We start from the raw sequence: 25,445 nt of genomic DNA, 5'->3' as shown, positions 1-25,445 counted from the left end.
GCCCTTCGTTGGTTCCAACAACTTTGGGCGGCGACAGACCAGGTTTTTTGGGCAATCAGACAGCCTTCCGGTAACGAAAAGGTGTCCTTGATTTGAGAGAATATCTGGAAATTTGATTCTCGTCAAGTGGATAGTTCAATATTTTTCTAAAGGGTCAGAATCCTCGATAAAACGACGATCGAACATCAAATCCAATGACCGGAGAACACCATTTAGCCAAGCTTCTGAAATCAATTCAGCCAGTTCTTCATCCAGAAGAGTATGTATTTTGCTGCGTCTCTGAGAAGTTGATGGAATGCTTAAACGTGTCTGCGATCGCTCAGTTTCGAGAATCTGAAGGAATCACTTTAATTATTACTAAACAGGAAGCTGAAAACGCAAATCTGGAATATCAGTATGTTTCAAAAATGATTACGTTATCAATTCACTCCAGCCTGAACGCGATTGGATTTTTAGCAGTGGTTACCACAAAGTTTGCAGAACATGGAATCAGCGTGAATGTTGTTTCTGCTTACTATCATGATCACTTATTTGTAGCGGTTGAGAACGCTGATCGTGCCCTAAAATTACTGCTAGAGATGAGTCATTCCGCAGACAATGAATAATAGATGATCGCCAAAAATCGAATCGGTAACTCAATCAATCGCTCCGGCCCGTGGGGAATGTCGCCCCGAAAGGTCAGCGAATCTCCCGGCTCCAAAATGTAAGTCGATTGCCCATGACGATACTCGATTTTGCCCTCCAACATGTGAATAAATTCTGTCCCCGGATGCTCAAAGGTGGGAAACACTTCTGACGCATCATCCATCGTGATCAAAAACGGCTCAAATAATTTAGTCGGCCCCTGATCATAAGCCAGCAAATGATACGTATGTCCGCGTTTTGTGCCCCGTCTGACCACCTCCATTCCTGCACCCTGTTTGACCAGTTGTGCGCCCCCTTCTGGAATGTTGTAATTGCGAAATAGGGTAGAAAGCGACACGCCCAACGCTCCAGATAGCTTTGCTAACGTCTCTAGACTGGTCGCGGTTTGAGCATTCTCAATTTTAGACAACATGCCGCGAGAAATTCCCGTCTGATCAGAAACCTCAGCGATCGTTAACCCATGTTTTAATCGTAACTCTCGAATCGTATTGCCCAAATACCGCTCTAACGCATGTTCAGCAAAAGACTCCACGATTTTTGTCGTTGCTTCCGTCATGCTCTCACCTCGCGATCGCTCATAATTTGAATCATAGCAAGAAACTTTGTTGACAGATATGAAACAATCAGGCACTATAAACTAATAACCGATGTCCCCCCATTCATAATCCTCTAGTGTGCACGGCCAGACGGTATACGCTGAGTCTTTCTTGTCCCGATCGCGTCGGTGTAGTGGCGGTCGTGAGTACGTTTATTGCCAGTCATCAGGGCTGGATTACGGAGGCGCAAAACCATGCCGATCAGATGGCCCAGCGTTTCTTTTTGAGACACGAAATCTTGGCGGATTCGTTGCCGTTTGGGATCGATGAATTTCGGCGGCAGTTTGCAGCGATCGCCCATCCCTTTCACATGGATTGGAAGATCACCGATTCTGCTCAAAAAAAGCGGGTGGTCATTCTGGTCTCCAAATTAGAACATTGTCTGTATGATCTGCTGTCTCGCTGGCAAAGTCAGGAACTAGACATCGAGATTCCCTGTGTGATCTCCAATCACGAAAAATTTCGCAAATTTGTCGAGTGGCATAGCATTCCTTTTTACCATGTACCCGTCACGCCTGAGACAAAACAAACTGCCTACGACAAAATTCAATATCTGTTTGCTCAAGCTCAGGGCGATGTGATGGTGTTAGCCCGCTATATGCAGATTCTCACGCCGGAAATGTGCGATCGCTATCCCGGACAGATTATCAACATTCACCACTCATTTTTACCGTCGTTTGTGGGCGCAAAACCTTATCATCAAGCCTACGATCGCGGCGTTAAACTGATCGGCGCAACCTGTCACTACGTCACCTCAGAATTAGATGCCGGCCCGATTATCGATCAAGATGTAAATCGCATTGACCACACCGATTCGATTGAAGATTTAGTCCGATATGGAAAGGATATTGAAAAAACAGTACTCGCTAGAGGATTACGATATCACGTCGAAGATCGCGTTCTGCGACACGGCAATAAAACAGTAGTATTTCGCTAGGAGAAATCGATGCCCCTACGGTTGTTGAAATTTGGATTATTCAAGCAGCATCCAGAGCCGCGAATGTTTCGGCAGCCCGATCGCTTAAAGTCTAATTATGACTTAGTGATCATTGGCGCGGGAGGTCACGGATTAGCCGCAGCATACTATTTATCACGCGATTATGGCATCAAAAATATCGCTGTTATAGAAAGAGGCTACATCGGTGGCGGCAACACAGGACGGAATACGACGATTATTCGATCAAACTACCTGACTCCCGAAGGCGTTAAATTCTACGATGAATCAGTTCGGCTCTGGCAAGACTTGTCAGAAGACTTTGATTTGAACCTGTTCTACTCGACTCGTGGACACTTCACATTAGCCCACACGGACGCTTCAGTACGCACTATGCGTTGGCGAGCAGAAGTCAACAAACACTATGGAATTGATAGCGAATTAGTCGATGCGGAGGCCGTCCAAAAAGCCTGCCCTGAGATGGACATTTCCTGCGGCGGCAAGGCTCCCATTTTAGGCGCACTTTATCACGCTCCTGGCAGTATTGCTCGACACGATGCTGTCGCCTGGGGATATGGACGCGGAGCCGACCAGCGCGGGGTGGAAATTCATCAGCAAACCGAAGTTCTCAACATCACCGTTGACTCCGGGAAGGTGACAGGCGTTCAGACTTCACGCGGCCACATTTCTACGCCCAACGTGCTGTGTGCAGTCGCGGGATTTACACCTCGATTGTTGGAGATGGTCGGGCTACGATCGCCCCTCTACATTCACCCCCTCCAGGCGATGGTCAGCGAACCGATGAAGGCGTGGCTCGACCCGATCATCGTCTCAGGCAGTTTGCACGTTTATGTCAGCCAGACCGCGCGAGGAGAACTGGTGATGGGCGCTTCGCTTGATCCTTATGAACTGCATTCGACGCGATCGACCCTCGACTTTACCGAAGGATTGGCAGCTCACATGTTAGAGCTATTTCCATTTTTGTCTCACGTCAAGGTGGTGCGCCAGTGGGCAGGCATGGCGGACATGACTCCAGACTTTGCCCCCATCATGGGAAAAACCGCCGTTGAGGGCTTTTATCTCGATTCGGGCTGGGGCACCTGGGGATTTAAAGCAACGCCTGTCTGTGGCAAAACGATGGCGTATACGGTGGCCCACGATCGCCCTCACCATCTGATTCAAGACTTCTCACTGGCGCGCTTTGAAAAGTACGAATTGGTGGGTGAAAAAGGGGCAGCTTCGGTGGGGCATTAATCATGAAAATAATGACTTGTCCGGTAAATGGGGCGCGAGTGATTTCAGAATTTGTCTGTGGTGGAGAAGTGCGATCGATGCCCAACCCACAAACCTGTGATGACAAGACCTGGGCGGATTATGTGTTCCTGCGAAATGGGGCACCAGGCATTAAAAAAGAATGGTGGTGTCATACGCCCAGCAATACCTGGTTTATCGCTGAACGAAATACCCAAACGGATGAAATCTTAAGCACTTATTTGTTCGGTGAGGAAGCGCAATGAGAAGACTACCGCCAATCATAGGTGAATGGATCGACCGCACTCAACCAATCGAATTTTTCTTTGAAGGTCAACGCTTTACAGGCTACAAAGGAGATACGATCGCGAGTGCATTGTGGGCTGCGGGTCAACAGATTTTAGGACGCAGTTTTAAATATCATCGGCCTCGCGGAATTTTGAGTTTGGCGAATCATGACATCAATACGCTGATGCAGGCAGGTGAGAAGCTGAATATTCGTGCAGATGTGACACTGATAGAGCCAGGAATGTCACTCACCTCCATTAATACTTTTGGCGATGTGACGAACGATCGCGCCAGCGTTCTCAATTATTTCTCCCGATTTTTACCCGTTGGTTTTTATTACAAAGCATTCCACGATCGCCGACTTTTTCCCGTTTGGGAACGTCTAATTCGCAACCTCACCGGACTGGGAAAAGCCGATCCATCCACTCCTCATATTTCCACACCCAAACGCTACGATTTTTGTGATGTGTTGGTGATCGGTTCTGGTCTATCGGGACTCTCGGCCGCCCTATCAGCAGCCAATTCTGGGGCAGATGTGGTAGTTGTGGAGGAGAGCGATCGACCCGGCGGATCAAGCACTTATCAAATCGGAACTGAACCGCATCGAGTAGAGAAAGTTAATGAATTATTAAACGCTGTAGAGAATCATTCTAAAATCTGTCTCTACACGGGAACGCAAGCAGCCGCCTACTACGCAGATTACTGGATTCCGCTCATTGATAAAGAACGCATGACAAAAATGCGGGCCAAAGCGGTGATTATCGCCAGTGGTGCCTACGAACAACCTGCCGTATTTCACAATAATGATTTGCCAGGTGTTATGTTAGCGTCAGCCGCACAACGCCTCATTTATCGCTACGCTGTCAAACCGATGAATCGAGCGATCGTACTTACCGCCAATGTTGAAGGATATCAAGCGGCGATCGATTTGATCACACAGAATGTAATAGTTGCTGCAATCATCGATCTCCGTCAAAAATCCCCAGAAGATTCGCTAAAACAAACGCTACAAGCCAAAGGAATCCCCATCTTTTCGGGCTACTGCATCTATGCTGCAAAACCGAATCCAGGCGGTGACGGGCTGAGTGCTGCGGTGATTTGTCCAGTTGGTGCAGACGGCAGCCCAGAGGTAAATTCTCGCCAAACGATCGCGTGTGATGGCATCGTTATGAGTGTCGGTTGGGCACCTGCGGCCAATTTGCTCTATCAGGCTGGCACCAAAATGCGGTTTGACGATTGCCTTCAGCAGTTCGTTCCCGATCATATGCCGGACGGGATTTTCGCCTGTGGGCGCGTCAATGGTGTGTTTGAGTTTGAGAAAAAATGGCTGGATGGCGATCGAGCAGGATTAGCCGCCGCAAGCTTTCTAGGACTCCCAACTAAAGGCGGTGCATCGGGAGAAATCTATCGATCTCAGGTATCACCGTCACACCCTTGGGCGATCGTGCCTCATCCTGCTGGCAAAAATTTCGTAGATTTCGATGAAGATTTGCAGCTAAAAGATTTCTACAACGCTGCTCAAGAAGGATTTGATAGCATCGAGTTACTCAAACGGTACACAACAGTTGGAATGGGGCCCAGTCAGGGTAAGCATTCTAATATGAACGCTTTGAGAGTACTGGCGAGAATCTCTGGTAAATCACCGGGAGAAGTGGGAACGACCACAGCCCGACCATTTTTTCATCCCGTCCCGTTATCGCATTTGGCAGGCAAAGGATTTACACCAGAGCGACAAACGCCCCTTCACAGCCGACATATCGCACTGAATGCCAAAATGATGCAGGCGGGAATGTGGAAGCGTCCTGAATACTATGCCCAGTCAGGGAAGAGCGCCAAGGACTGCATTCATCAAGAAGTTGAAGCCGTGCGGAAAAGGGTGGGCATAATCGATGTCGGAACACTTGGAAAACTTGAAATTCACGGGACAGATGCGGCTGAGTTTTTAGAGCGAGTGTACACCGGACGTTACTCCAATCTGAAAGTAGAAATGTCTCGCTATGCGCTGATGTTAGACGAATCAGGTGTAGTCATTGACGACGGAGTAATCGCCCGACTGGGAGCCGATCGCTTCTACTTCACAACCACGACCTCTGGAGCCACCCAAATTTATCGAGAATTGTCCCGTTTGAACACGATGTGGCGCATGGATTGCGGAATTGTGAATTTGACGGGGGCACGATCGGCGATCAATCTAGCAGGTCGTTATTCTCGTGACGTTCTCTCAAAATTAACCAACCTCGATCTCTCTAGCGCTGCATTTCCTTATCTGGCGGTTCGTCAAGGTGACATTGCTGGCATTCCATCCACGTTGATGAGAGTAGGATTTGTGGGTGAATGGGGCTATGAAATTCACGTTGCGGCTGAGTTTGCGCCAGCATTGTGGGATGCGTTGATAGAGGTCGGTCAAACCTATGCCATTCGTCCATTTGGAGTCGAGGCGCAGCGGTTGTTACGTCTGGAAAAGGGGCACCTGATTGTCGGCCAAGATACGGACGGGCTAACCACGCCCTTTGAAGCAAATTTAGGCTGGGCTGTCAAAATGGATAAGCCTTTCTTTATCGGTCAGCGTAGTCTAGAAATCGTGGGCAAACGATCGCTCAAGCAGCAGTTAATCGGCTTCATGCTAGACGCAGATTTTTCGGGCACTGCACCCCAGGAATGTCACTTAATTATCGACCACAACGAGATTGCAGGACGCATCACCAGCATTGCCTTTAGTCCGACGCTCAACCGATTTATTGGACTCGCCTACATTCAGCCCCACCTTGCCGAGATCGGAACTCGATTTTCGATTCGGGTAGATGGGTTGTCAAGCGCGGCCACCGTCACCCCAACGCCCTTCTACGACCCCGGTAACGATCGCCAAAAAACAGAAGTTCCTCAACGTCAGGAGGTCGCAGTATGAAGCGTACCAGCCCACTTTATGACTGTTTGCAATCGCTCAACGGTTCATGGCAAGAAATCAATGGAATGCTCTCTCTGGTTGATGTCCAGACTGATTTAACGTCTCATCTGAGCATGGTTGATCGATCGTTCCTAACTCGATTTGGGGTGAAAGGTTCGGGTGCATCGTCCTGGTTAGAAGGTCAAGGAATTGCGGTGCCTGATCGCCCCAATACGTGGAATTCTCTTCCTCAAGCTGGAATCATTGCTCGATTGGGATTGACTGAATTTTTGATTGAAGACAGCATTCACAGTCGCGTTGCCGATCAGTTGTCAACAGCGTGTGATGATCTGCCTCCAAAAGTGTATCCCGTGCTACGTCAGGATGCAGCGATCGCTATTCAAGGAAGTAACATTCATGAGTTATTACAGCAAACCTGTAGCGTTAACTTTCGTGCTTTGTCATTAGCCGAAAACCCTGTTATTTTAACCTCAATGGTGGGGGTGTCGGTGACAATCATTCCGGGTGAGTCGTATCGAATCTGGTGTGACGGTACGTTTGGAGCGTATTTGTGGCAAACCTTGGAAGCGATCGTGGAGGAGATGAGGGATTGAAAAGGGATGAGGGATGAGATGGGGTTGGTTAATTTTTAGAGGAGAACATTTGAATGACACCCGCAGACGCAAAGCAATTTTTGGAAAAACATCAGGTTAAATTTGTGCTGGCGCAATTTGTGGATATGCACGGGACTGCTAAAACTAAGGCCGTTCCTGCCTCCCATTTTGACGATATTCTTGACCCTGGCGCGGGGTTTGCGGGGTTTGCGGTGTGGGGTTTGGGAATGCAGCCCAACAGTCCTGATTACCTGGCAGTGGGCGATCCGTCAACGCTGAGTCTGGTGCCCTGGATGCCCGGATTTGCGCGAATGGTTTGCGTCGGACATGTTCACGGACAGCCTTATCCCTACGATGCGCGATACATCTTACAACAGCAGATCGATCGCCTCACCCAAAAAGGCTGGACATTCAACACCGGACTTGAACCTGAATTTGTATTGTTGAAGAAAGACGATCGCGGCAACATTCAACCCTGTGACCCCACGGACACTCTGGAAAAACCTTGCTACGACTACAAAGGACTGTCTCGCAGTGTTGCCTATATTGAAAAATTAGTGTCCAGTCTGCAAACGGCTGGCTTTGATGTCTATCAAATTGATCACGAAGATGCCAACGGACAGTTTGAAATCAATTACACTTACACCGATTGTTTAACCTCTGCCGATCGCTATATCTTCTTCAAAATGGCAGCGTCAGAAATTGCTAAAGAAATGGGGCTGATTTGCACCTTTATGCCCAAACCGTTTGCAAATCGGACGGGAACTGGGATGCATATTCATATGTCGATGTCGTCTAATGAATCGAGTAATTTGTTTGCGGATGAGAGCGATTTCCGTCAGTTAGGATTGTCAAAACTGGCGTATCACTTTTTGGGCGGATTGTTAGCTCATGCTCCCGCATTGACTGCGATCTGTGCGCCTTCGATTAATTCTTACAAACGGCTGGTCGTTGGTCGGGCATTGAGTGGCGCAACCTGGGCACCTGCTTATATTAGCTACGGCGATAATAATCGAACTAGCATGGTGAGAATTCCCGGTGGTCGGCTAGAGCTGCGTTTGGCGGATGGGTCGTGTAATCCGTATCTGGCAACGGCTGTTGCGATCGCTGCTGGCTTAGATGGCATCGAAAAAGAACTCGATCCGGGTGAACCTCACAACGTTAATTTGTATGACTTTTCGGACGCTGAACTGAAAGAAAAAGGAATCGGAGTTCTACCGCAAAATCTCAAAGAAGCGATCGATGCACTCGAATCAGATCACGTTATCAGGAATGCACTTGGCGTATTAGCGGATGAATTCATTTCACTCAAGCGAATGGAATGGGTTGAATATATGCGTCATGTCTCTGAATGGGAAGTACACCGTTATTTAGAATTCTTTTAAACCTATGTGTGGAATTGTTGGACTACTGATCAAAAAACCAGACCTTCGAGAATCACTAGGCGAATTAATGGTGCCGATGTTGATTGGAATGAGCGATCGCGGCCCTGATTCTGCCGGACTTGCCGTATTTACAGAAACACTGGCGGACACTCATCGAAAGTACAGCTTATACAGTGGAGAACACGTCATCGATTGGTCAGAATTAGTGCAAGCGTTTCAGACTTTCTCCAACAGTGACGCTGAGATTGAAATTCAAAATAATCATGCCGTTCTCATATCTGACAGCACTTCACAAACGGTGAAACAATGGCTCAAAGAATGCTATCCACACATTCATCTCTTATCAACGGGACGCAAAATCGATCTCTATAAAGACGCTGGAAAACCCTTGGAAGTTAGCGATCGCTACCACTTCAAAACGCTAAAAGGTACGCATCTGGTAGCACACACGCGCATGGCGACCGAATCCGCTGTTACCCCCGCTCACGCTCACCCCTTCACGGCTGGAGAAGATTTCTGCCTCGTCCACAACGGCTCTCTGTCTAACCATCACGAGATTCGCCGCAAACTAGAACCGCAAGGCATTGAGTTTGAAACCGACAACGATACCGAAGCGGCCTGTCGTTATTTAGAGTGGCGAATGCGCGAAGGCGACGACCTCGAACTGGCCATGCAAAAAGGCTTTGAGGAACTAGACGGCTTCTACACTTTTCTCATGGGCACTGCGGACAAACTGGCCCTCGTGCGGGATGCGTTTGCCTGTAAGCCTGCGATCGTCGCCGAAACCGATGACTATGTGGCGATCGCGTCTGAGTTTCGATCGTTGGCCCATCTACCTGACGTAAAACATGCTCACATTTATGAACCCGCCCCAGAGGAGATGCACGTATGGAAGGTGTAGTATTTGACCTGACCAAAACGCCGTTACGAGAGATCAACCACTTTTTGCATCACGAGTCCGCTTCCAAAGTCACCATTCTTAACCCCGATGGCGCTCACAATATTGCGGTCGGATTAAATGCGCCCATTGAAGTCGAAATCGTCGGACACGCAGGCTACTACGCCGCAGGCATGAATCAACTGGCAAATGTAACCATATTCGGCAACGCAGGAACCGGGGTCGCCGAAAATATGATGTCAGGGCGAGTGCAGGTCAAAGGCTTTGCGTCAGTCTCAGCGGGAGCTTCAGCCCAGGGCGGTCTGTTGATTATCGAAGGAGATGCCAGTTTGCGCTGTGGGATTTCGCTCAAGGGCGGCGATATTGTGGTGGGTGGCAATGTGGGCAGCTTCTCAGCGTTTATGGCGCAGGCAGGAAGAATGGTAATTTGTGGCAACGCTGGAGACGCACTGGGTGATTCACTTTATGAAGCAATTATTTACGTAAGAGGTGACATCAAATCACTCGGCGCAGATGCACAAATAGAACCGATGTCAGAAACAGATTATGCAACAGTTGAGGAATTACTTGCAAAAGCAAATTTTACATGCGGCTCCAAAGAATTCAAACGAGTTGCCTCTGCCAAAAAACTCTATCACTGGAATGCAGACGCAAATCAAGAATACTAAGGGCTGTAAATCCTTCACTCCAGTTTTTCTATTTCGTTTGGCTCTTCCAGATGCATAACCAAAGTGAATAATTTCATTGAATTTACATTGCTTAGAAGTCTTGAATTATAGCGATTTATTCAAAGTTTCTCAGAATTGGCAGTTTTGGGAGCGAAAGTCCCGACAACGAAGCGAAGAATCCTGATCCCACGACCCTTAAGTTTCAGATCAAAAACACACCCATTCTCATTTTATGAACCCTCCAATTACACAACCGTCTCGTGAAGAATCCTGGGGATACGACAATCGAATGATTCAATACATTCAGAATGCTTCTGCACATGGATTGTATGAAATTCGCGGACTGGGTGCAAAACGACGATTGCCACATTTCGACGATCTGGTTTTTTTGGGCGCATCGCTAACTCGATATCCGCTGGAAGGCTACCGCGAAAAGTGCGTTACCAAAACAATTTTAGGCACTCGATTTGCTAAAAAACCGATCGAGCTAGACATCCCCATCACGATCGCTGGCATGAGTTTTGGTTCGCTGTCTGCAAACGTCAAAGAAGCGATCGGACTGGCCGCCACCAGAGTCGGAACCTCCACCACAACAGGCGACGGCGGCATGACTTCAGAAGAACGGCTTTCCTCAAAAACGCTGGTTTATCAATGCTTGCCGTCTCGCTATGGCTTCAATCCCAACGATATGAGAAAGGCAGACGCGATCGAGATTGTGATTGGTCAAGGTGCAAAACCGGGCGGCGGCGGAATGCTATTGGGGCAAAAAATTAATCCCCGCGTAGCAGCAATGCGAACCTTACCCGAAGGCGTGGATCAGCGATCGGCGTGTCGTCATCCTGACTGGACGGGGCCCGACGATCTGACCATCAAAATTCAAGAACTGCGCGAACTCACCGATTGGCAAATTCCGATCTATGTCAAGGTGGGGGCTTCTCGTCCGTTTAATGATGTCAAACTGGCGATCCAGGCGGGAGCCGATGTGATCGTCGTCGATGGAATGCAGGGCGGCACTGCGGCGACTCAGGCGGTTTTTATCGAACATGTCGGCATTCCAACCTTGGCGGCCGTGCGGCAGGCAGTCGAAGCGATCGAAGACCTCAACATGAAAGGACAGGTGCAACTGATTGTCAGTGGCGGCGTGCGGACGGGGGCAGATGTGGCCAAAGCGTTGGCAATGGGAGCGGATGCCGTGTCGATCGGTCAAGGCATTCTCATGTCGCTGGGCTGCAATAGTGAAACTTATATTCAAGACGGCGAACATCACTCTGCAATTGAAGACTACGCCGCATTGGGAACGGCTCCTGGCTCCTGTCACCATTGCCATACCGGAAAGTGTCCCGTTGGGGTCACGACTCAGGATGCCATTTTAGAAAAGCGACTGCAACCCGAAATTGGCGCGCGACGCATTCAAAATTATCTGCAAACCTTGAACATGGAATTAACCACGATCGCCCGCGCTTGTGGCAAACAAAACGTTCATCATTTAGAGCGAGAAGATCTGGTGGCGTTGACGATTGAAGCCGCAGCGATGGCAAAACTACCGATCGCCGGAACAGATTGGATTCCAGGATTATAAGCATCTTGTCTGAAAGTCCTTCAGAATGGCGGATTGGGAGTAGAAGATCACAACAACGCAGCGAAAAAACTTCGTCTTGGACACTACCTCATGCACATTCTCTACCGCGACGGAAGCACGATCGTAAAGGTACTACCTTCTCCAGGCTTCGATCGCACCGTGATTTGTCCGCCCATTCCTTCTAGCAGCGTCTGCACGATCGCCAGTCCCAACCCATGTCCACCCGACTGTTCTTCATCTGCAAACCTTGCCCGTGCTTCGTCTACTCGATAGAATCGCTCAAAAATCCGGCTTTGGTCTTGTAGCGAAATGCCCACACCCAGATCGCTGACTCGAATCACTGCCTGACGATCGCTAGATTCCAAGTCAATGGCGATCGGCTGATGAGGTGCAGAATATTTAACAGCATTGTCAATGATATTAATCAAAACTTGCTTTAAGCGATCGCGATCGGCAATGGCTTCGATTTGTTTTTCTGCATTGACTGTCAGCGATCGATTGCTAAACTTTTCGGTCATGCCTACAACTTCTAGTACCAAATGATTCACGACCAATGGCTCTAGATGAAACTGCATATAACCGCTATCTGCCCGCGCTAAGTTTAATAGATCTTGTAATAGCTGAATGGTGCGATCGGCTTCAGAAGTGGCGGTTTCTAAGGCTTCTCGCTGATAATCATTTAAGTTAGTGCTGCGGCGCAATAGACTTTGTAGATAGCCATAAACGATTGTTAGAGGCGTACGTAACTCGTGAGAAACATTGCTGACAAATTGACGCTGTTGTTCCCAGGATTCAGAGAGTCGAGACAACATCCTATTAAAAGTCTGAGCCAGTTCTTTGACTTCGCTGGGTGCATGACGTAATTGCAGCTTTGCTTCTTTCAGATCATTTGCAGAAATCACACCCGCCATCTGACTCATTTCCTGGAGCGGTTGAAGCGATCGCCGAATCCGAATCGTCATTGCCACTATCATCGCGATCGTCGCCAGCAGACAAACCACAACAAGACTGCGAATGGCTGATATTAACTCATGCTGGTCAGCAGTCACATCCTGCGCCATATACACTGTTCCCAGCACTTTGCCCTTTACTGTCACCGTGCCTTCGTATAAAACTAGATAGCGATCGCGCACTTGATAAACTTGCGGTTTGAGCGGCATTTCTGCCAGAGACATCAACTCAGCCGTGGCGGTGAATGCAGAATTTAAGTCCGCAGATTGTGCCAATAGCTGATTGTCTGAACTTTTGACCCAAATCAGTAAACCTGAAGCAGATACATTATTAATTGTTTTTTGAAGTCCGGCCGCGATCGGCAACATTTCACTATAAAGTTCTACATCACGAGGAAAACGAGCAGCGATATATTCAACATTCTGGGTATGAGTTGCAATTAAAATTTGCTGCATTTTCCAGCTTGTCCAGATGCCAACGATACTTAACCCCAAGGTCGATAAAATGACAATTTCCAGAGTGAGACGAAACTGGAGTGAGGCTGGATTAAGGTAGTTTTGTCGGAGTTGACGAATTTCCTCCCGAAGTTGGCGAATCAATGGCATGAGGACGGTGACGATGGATTATTCGATGTACCAAAATTGTATCGAATGCAGAACGATCGCGCTGCTAAGACGTTAGACCTTAGCTTGGAGACGTTGGACTAGAGACATTTTGTTTAGCATCTAGCGCCCAAGGTTCAAAAACCAAAATTCAATCTGACTTCTAGATGAACGTTTGCTGAGAAGAAATCTACAAGAATTTACCTGAACTTATCGTTTTGTAAAGCTCCTCAACCGCCTTCATGACTTCTTTATCTTTGATCTCTATTGTCCTTACTGATGACCTGCACAGCGATTCTCATTTTTACTGCCGAGAGTCGCTTCTGTGATTTCCTGAGATAAGAGCCTTCAGGTAACTTTTAGTCATCATTTTGTGTCGATCGCATTCATTGTTTCGATTCATTTTTCTTGTAAACACTGAATAAAACCCATGACTACAGTTACTCAACAACGACGTAGAATCAATACGCGGTGGGAGCAATTTTGTAATTGGATCACCAGTACCGACAATCGCCTTTACATTGGTTGGTTTGGGGTTTTGATGATTCCCTTACTGATGATTTCAGCGACAGTCTTTACGTTGGCTTTCATCGCTGCACCCCCTGTCGATATTGATGGTATCCGAGAACCCGTCGCCGGATCGCTGCTCTATGGCAACAACATTATTACGGCTGCGGTCGTGCCGTCTTCTAACGCGATCGGGCTACACTTTTACCCCATTTGGGAAGCCGCCAGCATGGATGAATGGCTCTATAACGGCGGCCCTTATCAGATGATTGCGGCTCACTATATTCCGGCTCTCTGTTGTTATATGGGGCGAGAGTGGGAGTTAAGTTATCGGTTGGGAATGCGCCCCTGGATTGCGGTTGCGTATTCTGCTCCACTGGCAGCGACGGCCTCTGTGTTTTTGATCTACCCGATCGGACAGGGCAGCTTCTCAGACGGTTTGCCAATGGGGATTAGTGGCACCTTTAACTTCATGTTTGTCTTTCAAGCAGAACATAACATTCTCATGCACCCGTTTCATATGTTGGGGGTGGCTGGTGTGTTTGGCGGGTCGCTCTTTTCGGCGATGCATGGGAGTTTGGTGACTTCTAGCTTGGTGCGGGAGACGACTGAGAATGAATCTGCAAATGCAGGGTATAAGTTTGGGCAAGAGGGCGAAACCTACAACATTGTGGCAGCGCACGGCTATTTTGGACGGCTGATTTTTCAATATGCCAGTTTTACCAATAGTCGATCGCTCCACTTTTTCTTAGCTGCCTTCCCGGTGGTCTGTATCTGGTGTACAGCGTTGGGGATCTGTACGATGGCGTTTAATTTGAATGGATTTAACTTCAATCACTCTGTGTTAGATACGCAGGGAAATGTTGTCAATACCTGGGCGGATGTGCTTAATCGCGCCAATCTGGGATTTGAAGTCATGCACGAACGCAATGCACACAACTTCCCATTCGACCTGGCAGCAGGAGACGAAGTTCCGTTGATTTCTTTGGTCGATTAGTGGTTTCTCCATAGAAGTGAATCTGTTGTAGAAATATCGTTTTTGTGTTTCTACAACAGATTTTCGTGGGTCTAATTTTTATGCGTCAACTCATTCCAAAACTCATTCCAAAAGTTTTATCTATCAATCAAGAAATCATTATCGGCAACTAATAAACTTATGTAAACTCATGCTTATTCTTCATCAGTTCTTCAGGTTTTTTATTTATTCTCCTTTACATCTTGCACATTTGATTCGGTGCTTTAACTCACGTCTTTTCCCCATTACCTCTGATCTCAGAACCTCTAGTAATGGGGCTTTCTACCCCTCTATTTAGGAGAAAACTATGAGCCTTGTCACTGAGCTAATTCTCAACGCAGATAGTGAAGCTCGATATCCGGCACCTAAAGAGATTCGCATTTTTCAGGACTTTTTGAAAACCGGAGAACAGCGCATTCGGATCGCCTCAGTTTTGTCGGAAAACGAACAGCGAATTGTCCAAAACGGTAGTGCCAGATTTTGGGAACGGTGTCCGGTCACACCCAGCAACAGTGGCAATCCTCGCAAGACAGCTTCTTGTCAGCGCGATCAAGGCTGGTATGTGCGGCTTGTGGCTTATTCAGTGTTGGCAGGCAGTGAGCAGCCATTAGTTGAAATCGGCACGATCGGCATCAAGGAGATGTATAACTCGCTAGAAATTCCGCTCAAAAATCTAGTTGAGGCGATGCGCTGCGTCAAAGAAGAAGCGATTTCTCTGTTAAGCGAAGAAGATGCCTTCGAGGTCGCACCGTACTTTGATTACATCATTCGATCGCTGTCTTAGAACAGATTTGCCGGAGTGTTGAATGGTGACCTCTCTAGATTCTTCACTCCTTACTCTTCAGTTCAATTGAACAACATATAACCTTTAGGAGACTCAAATCATGCAAGATGCCATCACCGCATTAATTAACTCTTCTGACGTGCAAGGTCGCTATCTCGATAATGCGGGAGTCGAGCGGCTGAGAGCGTATTTTCAAAGTGGAGAGCTACGATCGCGCGCTGCCATCAACATTAGCGCCAATGCCAATTCGCTCGTGACGCAAGCTGTTGCAAAATCCCTGATGTACACCGACATTACGGCTCCGGGTGGCAATATGTATACGTGCCGTCGCTATGCGGCTTGTATTCGCGATATGGACTATTTCCTGCGCTATGCGACCTACGCCATGTTAGCGGGCGATCCATCCATTCTAGATGAGCGGATTCTTAACGGACTGCGCGAAACTTATAACTCGCTGGGGGTTCCGATCGGGGCCACCGTTCGAGCCGTGCAATCGATGAAGGAAGTGACGACTGATCTCGTGGGGGCTGATGCGGGGCGCGAGATGGGCGTTTACTTTGATTACATTTGTTCGGGGTTGAGTTAGACGTAGGAGAAGGGATGAGGGATGAGGGATGAGGGATGAAGTTGACAACAATAACTTGTTCCTTGTTCAGCATTCCTCGCCTTTAATTTTGAGGAGAACTATGAGCATTATTACGCGATCAATTGTCAATGCCGATCGTGAAGCACGCTATCTAAATCCAGGCGAACTTCAGGCGATTCGAGGGTTTTTTGAAGAGGGAGAGTCTCGTTTGCGGATTGCGATGGTGCTGTCGGCTAATGAGCGGAAAATTGTGGATAAAGGAACGCAAAGATTTTGGGAGCGATGCCCGGTCACACCCAGCAATAGCGGTAATCCACGGTTTCGAGAATCTTGTATGAGAGATCAGCTTTGGTATGTCCGATTGGTGACCTATTCTGTAATCGTAGGTGATACAGAACTGATTCGCGAGGTGGGAACGAAAGGGGCCCAAGAAATGTATAACTCGTTGGGAGTTCCGATCAAAAATGTTGCTGAATGTATGCGCTGCCTCAAAGAAGTTGCATTAGATTTTCTGCCTCTCGATGATGCGGCGGAGGTGACTCCTTACTTTGATGATTTGATTCAAGCATTCATCCCTTAGTCATTGAATTCTGTATTCACCAGCCTGAATACTAAGTCTTAAACCCTAACTCATTGTGAGTTGATAGAGGGAAAAAGCTCCCTAAATTCCTACCTGTGGGGGACTTTGAACTAGAACACTGGTGTTAAAGTCCCTCAGACTTAGGGGGTCTGCTGTGTACACACAAGTCGTTGTCGCTTCCAGGCGGCTTCAGCCCCCTAAACCCCCAGTCTGGGAGACTTTAACCAAGGAAAGATTTCCAAAGTTCAAAGCCAGGACGACGGCTCAAAGTCCCCCATTTTTGGGGGATTTAGGGGGCGAAGGCTCTCAGCAATGACAGATCGATCGACGTGTGTGTACACGGCAGGACTTAGGGGGTGGGGCAGAAAAGTTGAGTAACGCAGCAAAAAACCTCAACATTTAAAACTTAATTTAGCGGAGCGATCGTATGACGATTCCAACCAGTGGCGGCAGCCCAATTATTCGTCCGCAGCAATATCAAACACTTCCGACGACGGTGATTTCTCACGCAGAACAACACGATCGCTGTTTGCAGGACAGTGAACTCAAGACACTAGGTGGTTTCTTTGAGTCGGGGACAAAGCGCTTACAGGTCGTAGAGACGCTCAATCAACATGCTGACGAGATTGTGTCAGCGGGAGCTGATCGCATCTTTTTTGGGGGCTTGCCGATGGCGTTTTTAGAGCGTCCGCCCAATCGTCAAAACCTGCCGGGATACAACGTCTTATTGAGAGATTTGGGCGATCGTCCCAAAGAAAGACTCAAAGTGCAAAGTTCGACGTTTAATAATCCACTTCAGGATGTGTGGCGGTTTCTCAAAGTGCAGTTGACCGAAGGGCGAGCGCCGCTGCCAGATGGGTTTCGTCCGATCAATATTTCGCGCTATGGGCCGGTGCGAATGAAGCGATCGATGCGTGATCTCGGCTGGTTTTTGCGCTATGTCACATATGCGATCGTGGCAGGTGATTCTAGCATTATCGCAACCAATGTTCGAGGATTGCGCGGAGTCATTCCTGAAGATGTAACTGAGGCGACTGTTGTAGCGATTCAAGATATGTTGTGGAAGGCGTTGAGTTACTTTCAAAACGACCTAGAGGCGACGGCGATCGTTCAAGAACCGTTTGATGTTTTGCTGACGGAATACATTGTTGAGAAACCGCAGAACCGTTTGCGGCAGGGCGTTTCTAGTGATCACCAGGGATTAGAACTGCCCGAAAGCTATGGGTTGTCTGCCACCAATCGACCTAAGTTTGTGATGAAGCCCGGCCTGCCCGCCACCGAACAGGAAGCCGTGATCAAAGCCGCCTATCGCCAAATATTTGAGCGGGATGTGACTCGTGAATATGGCCTATCGCTGACTGATTTAGAATCTAAATTTAAGAGTGGGCAGTTTTCCACCAAAGAATTTGTGCGTCAGATGGGCAAATCTCGCCTCTATCGCAAACTTTGTTATGAACCGTTTGTGATCAGTCGCGTGATTGAGTTGGCTGTTAGACACTTTTTAGGACGGGGCGTGAGTTCGATCGAAGAGTTTCAGACTCACTTCGACACCATCTCACAGAAAGGCTTTCCGGCACTGGTGGATTCGCTTGTAGACTCCGTAGAATACTCTGATTACTTTGGCGAAGAAACGGTGCCTTATCTACGTGGATTGGGACAAGAAGCCCAAGAATGTCGCAACTGGGGCGCACAGATTGAACTGTTTAAACACAGCGCTGTGACTCACAAAGTTCCACAATTTATCACACTGTTTAGTACATATCAGCCAACGTTCCACAATCAACATTTCTATGGGGCTGGAAACGATCCGCTAGAGATTCAGTTTGGCACAATTTTTCCAGAACAGAATTGGAAGCATCACGATCGTCCCGCTGCCTTTAACAAAGATCACCAACGCATTCTGATCGGTTACAGAACAGAAAACGGGAATGGGAACGGCAACGGACACTCAGAAACCTGGGGGAAAGCTCCCGGATTAGACAGTCAGCCTGTTGTGAAACTGCATCATACCAATGGTAAACATGGCGGTAAGAACGGCAAAAATTCAGAGCAGGGAGCCAGCGTAGACCTTCTCAACAACTCTCCAGACTTGTTTATCCAGAAAGCTTACCGACAAATCTTTGGACGCGATATCTACCCCGAACAGCGCAACGTCACTGCCGAAATCAAGCTAAAAAGTGGCGAGATCACCGTCAGAGAATTTGTGCGTCAGGTAGCCAAATCTCGATCGTTCCGTCAACTCTATTGGGAAACGCTGTATGTGACCAAAGCGATCGAGGTGATTCATCGTCGTCTTTTGGGTCGTCCCACCACTGGCAGGCAGGAAATGAACCGATACTATGATCTGTGCGCCCGCAAAGGTTTCTATGCGCTGATTGACGAACTGATCGATTGCACCGAGTATCGACAAGCTTTTGGAGACGAAACGGTTCCTTTTGAGCGCTATGTGACTCCACGCGGCTTTGAGATGCGATTTCATCGAGGGGAAGCGGCTCGTCTACACGATCGCCAGGGCAATCCTCTAATCGGAGAGCGTGTCTTTCATGGCACATGGGTCAAACCAACGTGGCAAAAAGCCAGAGCCAGCATTCAAGGCGATCGTCCAGAGTTTCGCGGAACCCAAAAATTACTCAGCACCACAAAACTTGATCAACGCCGATTGGAACCGAACAAACATAGTGAAGATCGCGATCAAAGCAATACTCAAGAACCTTCTGAAGTTACATCTGAAGCAACAGAATTTCAACCCGAATTAAACCCAGTTGAGTCATAGACCTATGGTGTTAATCCAAAAGTTTTCAAACAATCCCTGGAGACGATTTTACCGTCGAGTCTTTCGCTTCAAAAAGCTGTCTATCAGTTGGTTTGGAGGAATTCAAGTTTTTTCAGGAGAACCCTATGAGCCTCGTCAAACAAATGATTCTCAACGCCGATGAGGAGTTGCGCTATCCCGATCTGAGCGAGATTCGGATGATACAAAATTTCTTTAAAACGGGCGATCGCCGCATCCGCATTGCTGCAATTTTGGCGAAAAACGAACAGCGTTTAGTCGATCGCGGCAGTCAGCGCTTTTGGAAACGATGTCCGGTCACGCCTAGCAACAGTGGCAATCCTCGCAAAACGGCATCCTGTCAGCGCGACCAGGGCTGGTATGTGCGGCTAGTCGCTTACTGTGTGCTGGCGGGCAACGACGAACCAATGGCAGAGATCGGCACGATCGGCATGAAAGAAATGTATCGATCGCTGGGTATTCCTCTCGCCAACTGGGTCGAAGCGGTGCGCTGTCTCAAGGAAGAAGCGATCGTTTTACTGGGCGAAGAAGATGCTGCCGAAGCCACGCCCTACTTCGATCACATTATTCAAGCCCTCGCCCTTCCAGGCAGTCCCTACTTTATGAACAACGGAACACGAGAGTACTAATTGGAGGCACGTCCATGACGATCGCATTACAACGCCCCATTTCTGGGGGAGACTGGTTTCGCACGGTAGATGATTGGTTAAAGCGCGATCGCTTTGTGTTTATTGGTTGGTCAGGTTTGCTGTTGTTTCCCTGTGCTTATCTGGCGATCGGGGGTTGGTTTACGGGGACGACGTTTGTGAGTTCCTGGTACACCCACAACATCGCCAGTTCTTATTTAGAAGGCTGTAACTTTTTGACAGCAGCGGTATCGACTCCTGCGGATAGTTTGGGTCACTCACTGTTACTTTTGTGGGGGCCCGAAGCGCAAGGCGATCTGACTCGCTGGATGCAATTGGGCGGATTGTGGAATTTTGTGGCACTGCATGGAGCCTTTGCCCTGATTGGTTTCTGCTTGCGCCAGATGGAGGTTGCGCGGCTGATTGGGCTTCGTCCTTATAATGCGATCGCCTTTTCTGCTCCGATCGCTGTCTTTGTGGCCACGTTTTTAATTTATCCATTGGGACAATCAAGCTGGTTCTTTGCGCCTAGCTTTGGGATTGCTGCAATTTTCCGATTCCTATTGTTTGTCCAGGGCTTTCACAATTTTACGTTAAATCCATTCCATATGATGGGTGTAACGGGTGTGTTGGGGGGTGCATTGCTGTGTGCCATTCATGGAGCAACGGTTGAAAATACCTTGTATCAAGATGGTCGTGCCTACAACACGTTTGGCGCATTTGAGCCGACGCAGCAAGAAGAAACCTATTCATTTATCACCGCCAATCGCTTCTGGTCACAGATTTTTGGCGTTGCCTTTTCTAACAAACGCTGGCTGCATTTCTTCATGTTATTTGTGCCCGTGACAGGTCTGTGGATGAGCGCGATCGGCATGGCAGGAATCGCCTTTAACCTGCGAGCCTACGACTTTATTTCACAGGAATTACGCGCCGCCGAAGACCCCGAATTTGAGACTTTCTACACCAAAAATGTTCTCCTAAACGAAGGTCTCCGCGCCTGGATGGCCCCCGAAGATCAGCCCCACGAGCGCTTTGTATTCCCCGACGAAGTACTCCCCAGAGGCAACGCACTGTAGGCACTTCTGTAGGCACTTTAAGAAATGAGCTTTGAGCTTTGCACAAGAATATCTCATCACAATTCTCACTCAAATCCTCAAACTCATTTCTCCTCACTCCTCACTCCTCACCCCTCACTTCCTATGACCACCTTCTTCGATCGCACCAACATCACCACCACAAAAACCCCAAAAGGCAACACCATCACCTCTCCGAGAGAAGGGCGCGATGAAGCGTCTACTGGCTATGCTTGGTGGGCTGGCAATGCTCGGTTTATCAACTTATCAGGGCGCTTTTTGGGGGCACATGTAGCCCACGCCGGACTGATTGCTTTTTGGGCGGGAGCCATGCTGCTCTTTGAGGTGGCACACTACATTCCTGAAAAGCCGATGTATGAGCAGGGAATGATCCTTATGCCTCACGTCGCGACGTTGGGGTTTGGCGTTGGGCAAGGCGGCGCTGTGACGGATATTTTTCCCTTCTTTGCGATCGCCGTTCTCCATCTCATCGGTTCAGCCGTTCTGGGTTTGGGAGGCATTTATCACGCCCTGCGCGGCCCGGCTCGGTTGCCTGGATATTTTGATTTTGATTGGGCAGACAAAGACAAGATCACCTCGATTTTGGGGTTTAACTTAATCTCCTTGGGTCTGGGTGCCTGGTTGCTGGTTTGCAAAGCCATGTTTTGGGGCGGACTCTATGATACGTGGCTCCCAGGGGGCGGAAATGTGCGATTGGTCAGCCATCCGACGCTTAATCCGTTGACGATTTTTGGGTATTTGCTCAAGTCGCCTTATGGGGAAGCTGGCTCGATCGTCAGTGTCAACAATCTAGAAGATCTGGTCGGCGGTCATATCTGGATGGGTTCGATCTTGATCATTGGCGGCATCTGGCATATTCTCACCAAGCCCTTTAAATGGACGGACGGCATCTTTGTCTGGACAGGAGAAGCCTACCTTTCTCAAAGTCTCGGCAACGTCTGCGGACAGGCGTTTATTGCGACAGCCTTTATCTGGTTTAACAACACCGCTTATCCGAGTGAGTTTTACGGCCCGACCGCACCCGAAGCGTCTAATGCTCAAGCCCTGGTCTTCTTAGCGCGTGATCAAGGTTTGGGAGCCAACATCGCCTCAGCCCAAGGGCCGACCGGATTGGGGAAATACCTCATGCGATCGCCCACCGGAGAAGTGATTTTTGGCGGTGAATCCATGCGATTCTGGGATCTGCGCGCTCCCTGGCTAGAACCGCTGCGGGGGCCAAATGGACTGGATATCAACAAGCTCAAAAGTGATATTCAACCCTGGCAAGTGCGTCGGGCGGCTAACTACATGACCCATGCACCGCTCGGCTCTCTCAACTCAGTCGGCGGAGTCTCCACCGAACTCAACTCCGTTAACTTTGTCAGTCCGCGTACCTGGCTGGCCTCTGCCCACTTTGTGTTTGCCTTTTTCTTTTTAGTCGGTCATCTCTGGCACGCAGGACGCGCTCGAATCGCAGCGATCGGGTCAGAAAGAGGACTCGATCGAGACAATGAGCCTGTGAAATCGATGAATGATCTCGACTAAATCGCAGGTGGTCGCTCATGACCGATGAATGATGGATCGCGTTCTCAAATCCATCATTCATCTTTCTTCATTACGGTTTACTTTTTTAACACTCATTTATTTGGAGCATTAGATTTACGATGCTTCTACTCGTTGTTTCCACGTTTCAATCGTTCCCACATTTTGTCTACGCAGGATTCGCCTGGTCATTGGTCGGTTTGACAATTTGGAATATTTTGGCTGCGATTCGCAAAGTCACCCAACAAGCGTCACGAATGCACCAAATCCCCTGTGCAACCTGTCAATTTTTTACGGGCAGCTATGACCTCAAATGCACCGTTCATCCCCAGATTGCCATGACTGAGGAAGCGATCGACTGCTCGGACTACACCCTCTCAACCTTCACTGTAGTCCCTTCAAGAACGCCCTCTAAATCTCCCATCCCCGGAAAACTCTGACTCAAGACGCTTCTCTCAAAGTCCCCCAGAATTGGGCTACCGTGTACACACAAGTCCGGAGTCGCTTCGTTTCAGTCACCTTCAGCCCCCTAAATCCCCCAATCTGGGGGACTTTGATAAAGAGAGACTGCGAGCGTTCAAAGTCCCCCAATTTTGGGGGATTTAGGGGGCGAAGGATCTCGGCAATGACGGATCGATCAACTTGTGTGTACACGGTAGCAGAATTGGTAGGTTGGGGGGCAGAAGATCTCAAAACCGAAGCCAAAAACTTCATTAACTTCATGTTCTCTAGACTTCAAGTTTCAACATTTACCCTCACAATTAACCCTCACTTTTAGGAGCATCATCTAATGGGACTCCCCTGGTATCGCGTTCATACAGTTGTGATCAATGATCCCGGACGACTGATTGCGGTTCACTTAATGCACACTGCGCTGACGGCGGGTTGGGCTGGCTCGATGGTTTTATATGAACTGTCTCAGTTTAATCCCGGTGATGCGGCGCTCAATCCCATGTGGCGACAGGGAATGTATGTCATGCCGTTTATGGCTCGTCTGGGCGTGGTCAACTCCTGGCAAGGCTGGAATGTGATGGGCGAAGCGGTCAAAGATCATGGGATCTGGACATTTGAAACCGTTGCAGTTACTCACATTGTTTTGTCTGGCTTGCTGTTTCTTGCGGCCTGCTGGCACTGGGTTTACTGGGATCTTGATCTATTCAAAGACGAAAGAACAGGCGAACCGTTTCTCGATCTGCCGCGGGTGTTTGGCATCCACTTATTAGCCGCAGGATTGCTTTGTTTTGGGTTTGGGGCATTCCATCTGACGGGCGTGTTTGGGCCGGGAATGTGGGTGTCTGATGCCTATGGGCTAACGGGTCACATTCAGCCTGTCAGACCTGAGTGGGGGCCGGATGGCTTCAATCCGTTTAACCCTGGGGGAGTCGTGGCCCATCACATTGCCGCAGGTATTACTGGAATCATTGGTGGATTGTTTCACATTAGCGTTCGTCCGGCTGAAAATCTCTATCGATCGCTGCGGATGGGCAATATCGAAACCGTGTTAGCAAGTGCGTTAGCAACTTTCTTCGTCGCAGCATTCACCGTCGCAGGAACAATGTGGTATGGCAGCGCAACCACTCCGATTGAATTGTTTGGCCCAACTCGGTATCAATGGGATAGCCACTACTTTCAACAGGAAATCGATCGCCGCGTCCAATCAAGTCTCGCGAATGGAAAAACCCTCTCTCAAGCCTGGTCAACCGTTCCCGAAAAGTTAGCGTTCTACGATTATGTGGGCAACAGTCCTGCCAAGGGGGGCTTGTTTAGAGTCGGGCCGATGACCAAAGGCGACGGCGTTGCGCTCAATTGGGAAGGACACCCTGTTTTTAAGGATGAGGCAGGACGAGAACTCTCAGTACGCCGGATGCCTAACTTCTTTGAAAACTTCCCCGTTGTGTTGACCGATGCAGATGGTGTGGTGAGAGCCGACATTCCCTTCCGGCGCGCCGAAGCAAAATATAGCTTTGAGCAAACAGGCGTGACCGTTAGTTTTTATGGCGGCAGTCTCGACGGACAGACCTTGAGCGACTCCCCCTTGGTCAAAAAATACGCCCGTCAGTCACAACTCGGAGAACCGTTTGAATTCGATCGCCAAACCTATCGTTCAGATGGCATTTTCCGCACCAGTCCCCGCGCCTGGTTTGCCTTTTCTCACACCGTTTGGGGCTTGCTGTGGTTCTTTGGGCATCTGTGGCATGGAACGCGCACCCTCTTCCGCGATGTGTTTGCAGGCATCGACCCAGATTTGGATGAAGAACAAGTCGAGTTTGGAGTCTTTCAAAAGGTGGGCGATCGTCGCACTCGTCGCAGCGTCCCCGCTTAGGATCAATACAGAAGGCTGAACGATCGAGGCGAGTCTTCATGATTTACCGCCCACTCAACCGAAGTCCGTCCGCTTCGCCGTTTAGCGCTTCAAGCTGCCAACTCTAGAGACTTTAGCATCGCACTGACATCACAAAAACGATCATTGAGATCCCTAATTTCTCAGAGAGGTTGGGGATCTGTGATCACTGAAACCAATACAACGCATCGCTGTTCAGAATTGAGTTTTCTCTATTTGTGAAAATGAAGAAATGTAGATAAACATAAACTTCTCATACACATTATGAATTACCGGACGAATTTGAAGATAATACCAACATCACA

General features: G+C 48.7%; 22 protein-coding genes. 20 read left to right on the top strand and 2 right to left on the bottom strand.

Annotation, left to right across the window (positions count from 1 at the left end; genetic code table 11):
* The first annotated feature begins 194 nt into the window (after positions 1 to 194).
* Positions 195 to 605, top strand: coding sequence for an ACT domain-containing protein (locus ACJ2PR_RS08370; protein ID WP_446876689.1), 411 nt, complete (start codon positions 195 to 197; stop codon positions 603 to 605).
* Here the strand turns inward: ACJ2PR_RS08370 and ACJ2PR_RS08365 are convergent.
* Positions 584 to 1,201 (bottom strand): helix-turn-helix domain-containing protein, encoded by a 618-nt coding sequence (locus tag ACJ2PR_RS08365; RefSeq protein ID WP_446858986.1) that lies wholly within the window; start codon positions 1,199 to 1,201, stop codon positions 584 to 586. The two genes, ACJ2PR_RS08370 and ACJ2PR_RS08365, sit on opposite strands and share 22 nt — an antisense overlap.
* A 116-nt stretch (positions 1,202 to 1,317) precedes the next feature.
* Here ACJ2PR_RS08365 and purU point away from each other — a divergent pair, with 116 nt between their 5' ends.
* The 9 genes from purU (at position 1,318) to ACJ2PR_RS08320 (ending at position 11,742) form a co-directional block, all read left to right on the top strand.
* Positions 1,318 to 2,178, top strand: a complete 861-nt coding sequence (gene purU / locus ACJ2PR_RS08360) for a formyltetrahydrofolate deformylase (protein WP_446876688.1) — start codon at positions 1,318 to 1,320, stop codon at positions 2,176 to 2,178.
* A gap of 9 nt (positions 2,179 to 2,187) precedes the next feature.
* The gene (locus ACJ2PR_RS08355) at positions 2,188 to 3,429 is read left to right on the top strand and encodes an FAD-dependent oxidoreductase (protein ID WP_446876687.1); all 1,242 of its coding nucleotides are present in this window, start codon (positions 2,188 to 2,190) and stop codon (positions 3,427 to 3,429) included.
* 2 nt (positions 3,430 to 3,431) lie between these two features.
* On the top strand, positions 3,432 to 3,692 hold the full coding sequence (locus ACJ2PR_RS08350; RefSeq protein ID WP_446876686.1) for a sarcosine oxidase subunit delta: 261 nt from the start codon (positions 3,432 to 3,434) through the stop codon (positions 3,690 to 3,692).
* Entirely contained in the window at positions 3,689 to 6,619 is a 2,931-nt protein-coding gene (locus ACJ2PR_RS08345; protein WP_446876685.1) for an FAD-dependent oxidoreductase, read from the top strand. Before ACJ2PR_RS08350 ends, ACJ2PR_RS08345 begins: the two co-directional genes overlap by 4 nt.
* A complete protein-coding gene (locus ACJ2PR_RS08340) occupies positions 6,616 to 7,212 on the top strand; it encodes a hypothetical protein (protein WP_446876684.1) in 597 nt (198 codons plus the stop codon). Before ACJ2PR_RS08345 ends, ACJ2PR_RS08340 begins: the two co-directional genes overlap by 4 nt.
* A 53-nt stretch (positions 7,213 to 7,265) precedes the next feature.
* On the top strand, positions 7,266 to 8,597 hold the full coding sequence (glnT, locus tag ACJ2PR_RS08335) for a type III glutamate--ammonia ligase (RefSeq protein ID WP_446858979.1): 1,332 nt from the start codon (positions 7,266 to 7,268) through the stop codon (positions 8,595 to 8,597).
* Positions 8,598 to 8,601: 4 nt separating this feature from the next.
* The gene (locus ACJ2PR_RS08330) at positions 8,602 to 9,498 is read left to right on the top strand and encodes a class II glutamine amidotransferase (protein ID WP_446876683.1); all 897 of its coding nucleotides are present in this window, start codon (positions 8,602 to 8,604) and stop codon (positions 9,496 to 9,498) included.
* A complete protein-coding gene (locus tag ACJ2PR_RS08325; RefSeq protein WP_446858977.1) occupies positions 9,486 to 10,163 on the top strand; it encodes a GltB/FmdC/FwdC-like GXGXG domain-containing protein in 678 nt (225 codons plus the stop codon). Before ACJ2PR_RS08330 ends, ACJ2PR_RS08325 begins: the two co-directional genes overlap by 13 nt.
* A gap of 232 nt (positions 10,164 to 10,395) precedes the next feature.
* On the top strand, positions 10,396 to 11,742 hold the full coding sequence (locus tag ACJ2PR_RS08320) for an FMN-binding glutamate synthase family protein (RefSeq protein ID WP_446876682.1): 1,347 nt from the start codon (positions 10,396 to 10,398) through the stop codon (positions 11,740 to 11,742).
* Between the two features lie 101 nt (positions 11,743 to 11,843).
* Here the strand turns inward: ACJ2PR_RS08320 and ACJ2PR_RS08315 are convergent, their stop codons facing one another.
* Entirely contained in the window at positions 11,844 to 13,298 is a 1,455-nt protein-coding gene (locus tag ACJ2PR_RS08315; protein ID WP_446876681.1) for a sensor histidine kinase, read from the bottom strand.
* A gap of 427 nt (positions 13,299 to 13,725) precedes the next feature.
* On the opposite strand from ACJ2PR_RS08315, the gene psbA reads away from it, so the two are divergent.
* From psbA to psbB, 10 genes are all read left to right on the top strand, one after another.
* Positions 13,726 to 14,799 carry a photosystem II q(b) protein gene (psbA, locus tag ACJ2PR_RS08310; protein ID WP_446858974.1) on the top strand — a complete coding sequence of 358 codons (1,074 nt, stop codon included), beginning with the start codon at positions 13,726 to 13,728 and terminating at the stop codon, positions 14,797 to 14,799.
* Positions 14,800 to 15,124: 325 nt separating this feature from the next.
* Positions 15,125 to 15,601, top strand: a complete 477-nt coding sequence (gene apcD / locus ACJ2PR_RS08305) for an allophycocyanin subunit alpha-B (protein WP_446858973.1) — start codon at positions 15,125 to 15,127, stop codon at positions 15,599 to 15,601.
* A 100-nt stretch (positions 15,602 to 15,701) separates the two neighbouring features.
* Positions 15,702 to 16,187: an allophycocyanin subunit beta gene (locus ACJ2PR_RS08300; RefSeq protein ID WP_446858972.1), complete on the top strand. Its 486-nt coding sequence runs from the start codon at positions 15,702 to 15,704 to the stop codon at positions 16,185 to 16,187.
* A 100-nt stretch (positions 16,188 to 16,287) separates the two neighbouring features.
* Positions 16,288 to 16,767: an allophycocyanin subunit alpha-B gene (apcD, locus tag ACJ2PR_RS08295; protein ID WP_446858971.1), complete on the top strand. Its 480-nt coding sequence runs from the start codon at positions 16,288 to 16,290 to the stop codon at positions 16,765 to 16,767.
* Between the two features lie 427 nt (positions 16,768 to 17,194).
* The gene (locus tag ACJ2PR_RS08290; RefSeq protein ID WP_446876680.1) at positions 17,195 to 19,540 is read left to right on the top strand and encodes a phycobilisome rod-core linker polypeptide; all 2,346 of its coding nucleotides are present in this window, start codon (positions 17,195 to 17,197) and stop codon (positions 19,538 to 19,540) included.
* A gap of 125 nt (positions 19,541 to 19,665) precedes the next feature.
* Positions 19,666 to 20,187, top strand: a complete 522-nt coding sequence (gene apcD / locus ACJ2PR_RS08285) for an allophycocyanin subunit alpha-B (protein WP_446858969.1) — start codon at positions 19,666 to 19,668, stop codon at positions 20,185 to 20,187.
* Between the two features lie 14 nt (positions 20,188 to 20,201).
* Positions 20,202 to 21,260, top strand: a complete 1,059-nt coding sequence (gene psbD / locus ACJ2PR_RS08280) for a photosystem II D2 protein (photosystem q(a) protein) (protein WP_446876679.1) — start codon at positions 20,202 to 20,204, stop codon at positions 21,258 to 21,260.
* Between the two features lie 123 nt (positions 21,261 to 21,383).
* Entirely contained in the window at positions 21,384 to 22,802 is a 1,419-nt protein-coding gene (gene psbC, locus ACJ2PR_RS08275) for a photosystem II reaction center protein CP43 (RefSeq protein WP_446858967.1), read from the top strand.
* Between the two features lie 119 nt (positions 22,803 to 22,921).
* Positions 22,922 to 23,239 carry a hypothetical protein gene (locus ACJ2PR_RS08270; RefSeq protein ID WP_446876678.1) on the top strand — a complete coding sequence of 106 codons (318 nt, stop codon included), beginning with the start codon at positions 22,922 to 22,924 and terminating at the stop codon, positions 23,237 to 23,239.
* Positions 23,240 to 23,589: 350 nt separating this feature from the next.
* Positions 23,590 to 25,122, top strand: a complete 1,533-nt coding sequence (gene psbB / locus ACJ2PR_RS08265; protein ID WP_446858965.1) for a photosystem II chlorophyll-binding protein CP47 — start codon at positions 23,590 to 23,592, stop codon at positions 25,120 to 25,122.
* Positions 25,123 to 25,445: the final 323 nt, after the last annotated feature.

This window comes from Phormidesmis sp. 146-33 (assembly GCF_052939515.1).
The sequence above is the reverse complement of the archived record's forward strand: the minus strand, read 5'-3'. Positions and strand labels throughout refer to the sequence as shown.

Bases quoted from the DNA above. Each gene is read 5' to 3' on its own strand.
- ACJ2PR_RS08370 (WP_446876689.1), top strand. From the start codon at position 195: ATGACCGGAGAACACCATTTAGCCAAGCTTCTGAAATCAATTCAGCCA.
- ACJ2PR_RS08365 (WP_446858986.1), bottom strand. From the start codon at position 1,201: ATGACGGAAGCAACGACAAAAATCGTGGAGTCTTTTGCTGAACATGCG.
- ACJ2PR_RS08355 (WP_446876687.1), top strand. From the start codon at position 2,188: ATGCCCCTACGGTTGTTGAAATTTGGATTATTCAAGCAGCATCCAGAG.
- ACJ2PR_RS08350 (WP_446876686.1), top strand. From the start codon at position 3,432: ATGAAAATAATGACTTGTCCGGTAAATGGGGCGCGAGTGATTTCAGAA.
- ACJ2PR_RS08345 (WP_446876685.1), top strand. From the start codon at position 3,689: ATGAGAAGACTACCGCCAATCATAGGTGAATGGATCGACCGCACTCAA.
- ACJ2PR_RS08340 (WP_446876684.1), top strand. From the start codon at position 6,616: ATGAAGCGTACCAGCCCACTTTATGACTGTTTGCAATCGCTCAACGGT.
- glnT (WP_446858979.1), top strand. From the start codon at position 7,266: ATGACACCCGCAGACGCAAAGCAATTTTTGGAAAAACATCAGGTTAAA.
- ACJ2PR_RS08330 (WP_446876683.1), top strand. From the start codon at position 8,602: ATGTGTGGAATTGTTGGACTACTGATCAAAAAACCAGACCTTCGAGAA.
- ACJ2PR_RS08325 (WP_446858977.1), top strand. From the start codon at position 9,486: ATGGAAGGTGTAGTATTTGACCTGACCAAAACGCCGTTACGAGAGATC.
- ACJ2PR_RS08320 (WP_446876682.1), top strand. From the start codon at position 10,396: ATGAACCCTCCAATTACACAACCGTCTCGTGAAGAATCCTGGGGATAC.
- ACJ2PR_RS08315 (WP_446876681.1), bottom strand. From the start codon at position 13,298: ATGCCATTGATTCGCCAACTTCGGGAGGAAATTCGTCAACTCCGACAA.
- psbA (WP_446858974.1), top strand. From the start codon at position 13,726: ATGACTACAGTTACTCAACAACGACGTAGAATCAATACGCGGTGGGAG.
- apcD (WP_446858973.1), top strand. From the start codon at position 15,125: ATGAGCCTTGTCACTGAGCTAATTCTCAACGCAGATAGTGAAGCTCGA.
- ACJ2PR_RS08300 (WP_446858972.1), top strand. From the start codon at position 15,702: ATGCAAGATGCCATCACCGCATTAATTAACTCTTCTGACGTGCAAGGT.
- apcD (WP_446858971.1), top strand. From the start codon at position 16,288: ATGAGCATTATTACGCGATCAATTGTCAATGCCGATCGTGAAGCACGC.
- ACJ2PR_RS08290 (WP_446876680.1), top strand. From the start codon at position 17,195: ATGACGATTCCAACCAGTGGCGGCAGCCCAATTATTCGTCCGCAGCAA.
- apcD (WP_446858969.1), top strand. From the start codon at position 19,666: ATGAGCCTCGTCAAACAAATGATTCTCAACGCCGATGAGGAGTTGCGC.
- psbD (WP_446876679.1), top strand. From the start codon at position 20,202: ATGACGATCGCATTACAACGCCCCATTTCTGGGGGAGACTGGTTTCGC.
- psbC (WP_446858967.1), top strand. From the start codon at position 21,384: ATGACCACCTTCTTCGATCGCACCAACATCACCACCACAAAAACCCCA.
- ACJ2PR_RS08270 (WP_446876678.1), top strand. From the start codon at position 22,922: ATGCTTCTACTCGTTGTTTCCACGTTTCAATCGTTCCCACATTTTGTC.
- psbB (WP_446858965.1), top strand. From the start codon at position 23,590: ATGGGACTCCCCTGGTATCGCGTTCATACAGTTGTGATCAATGATCCC.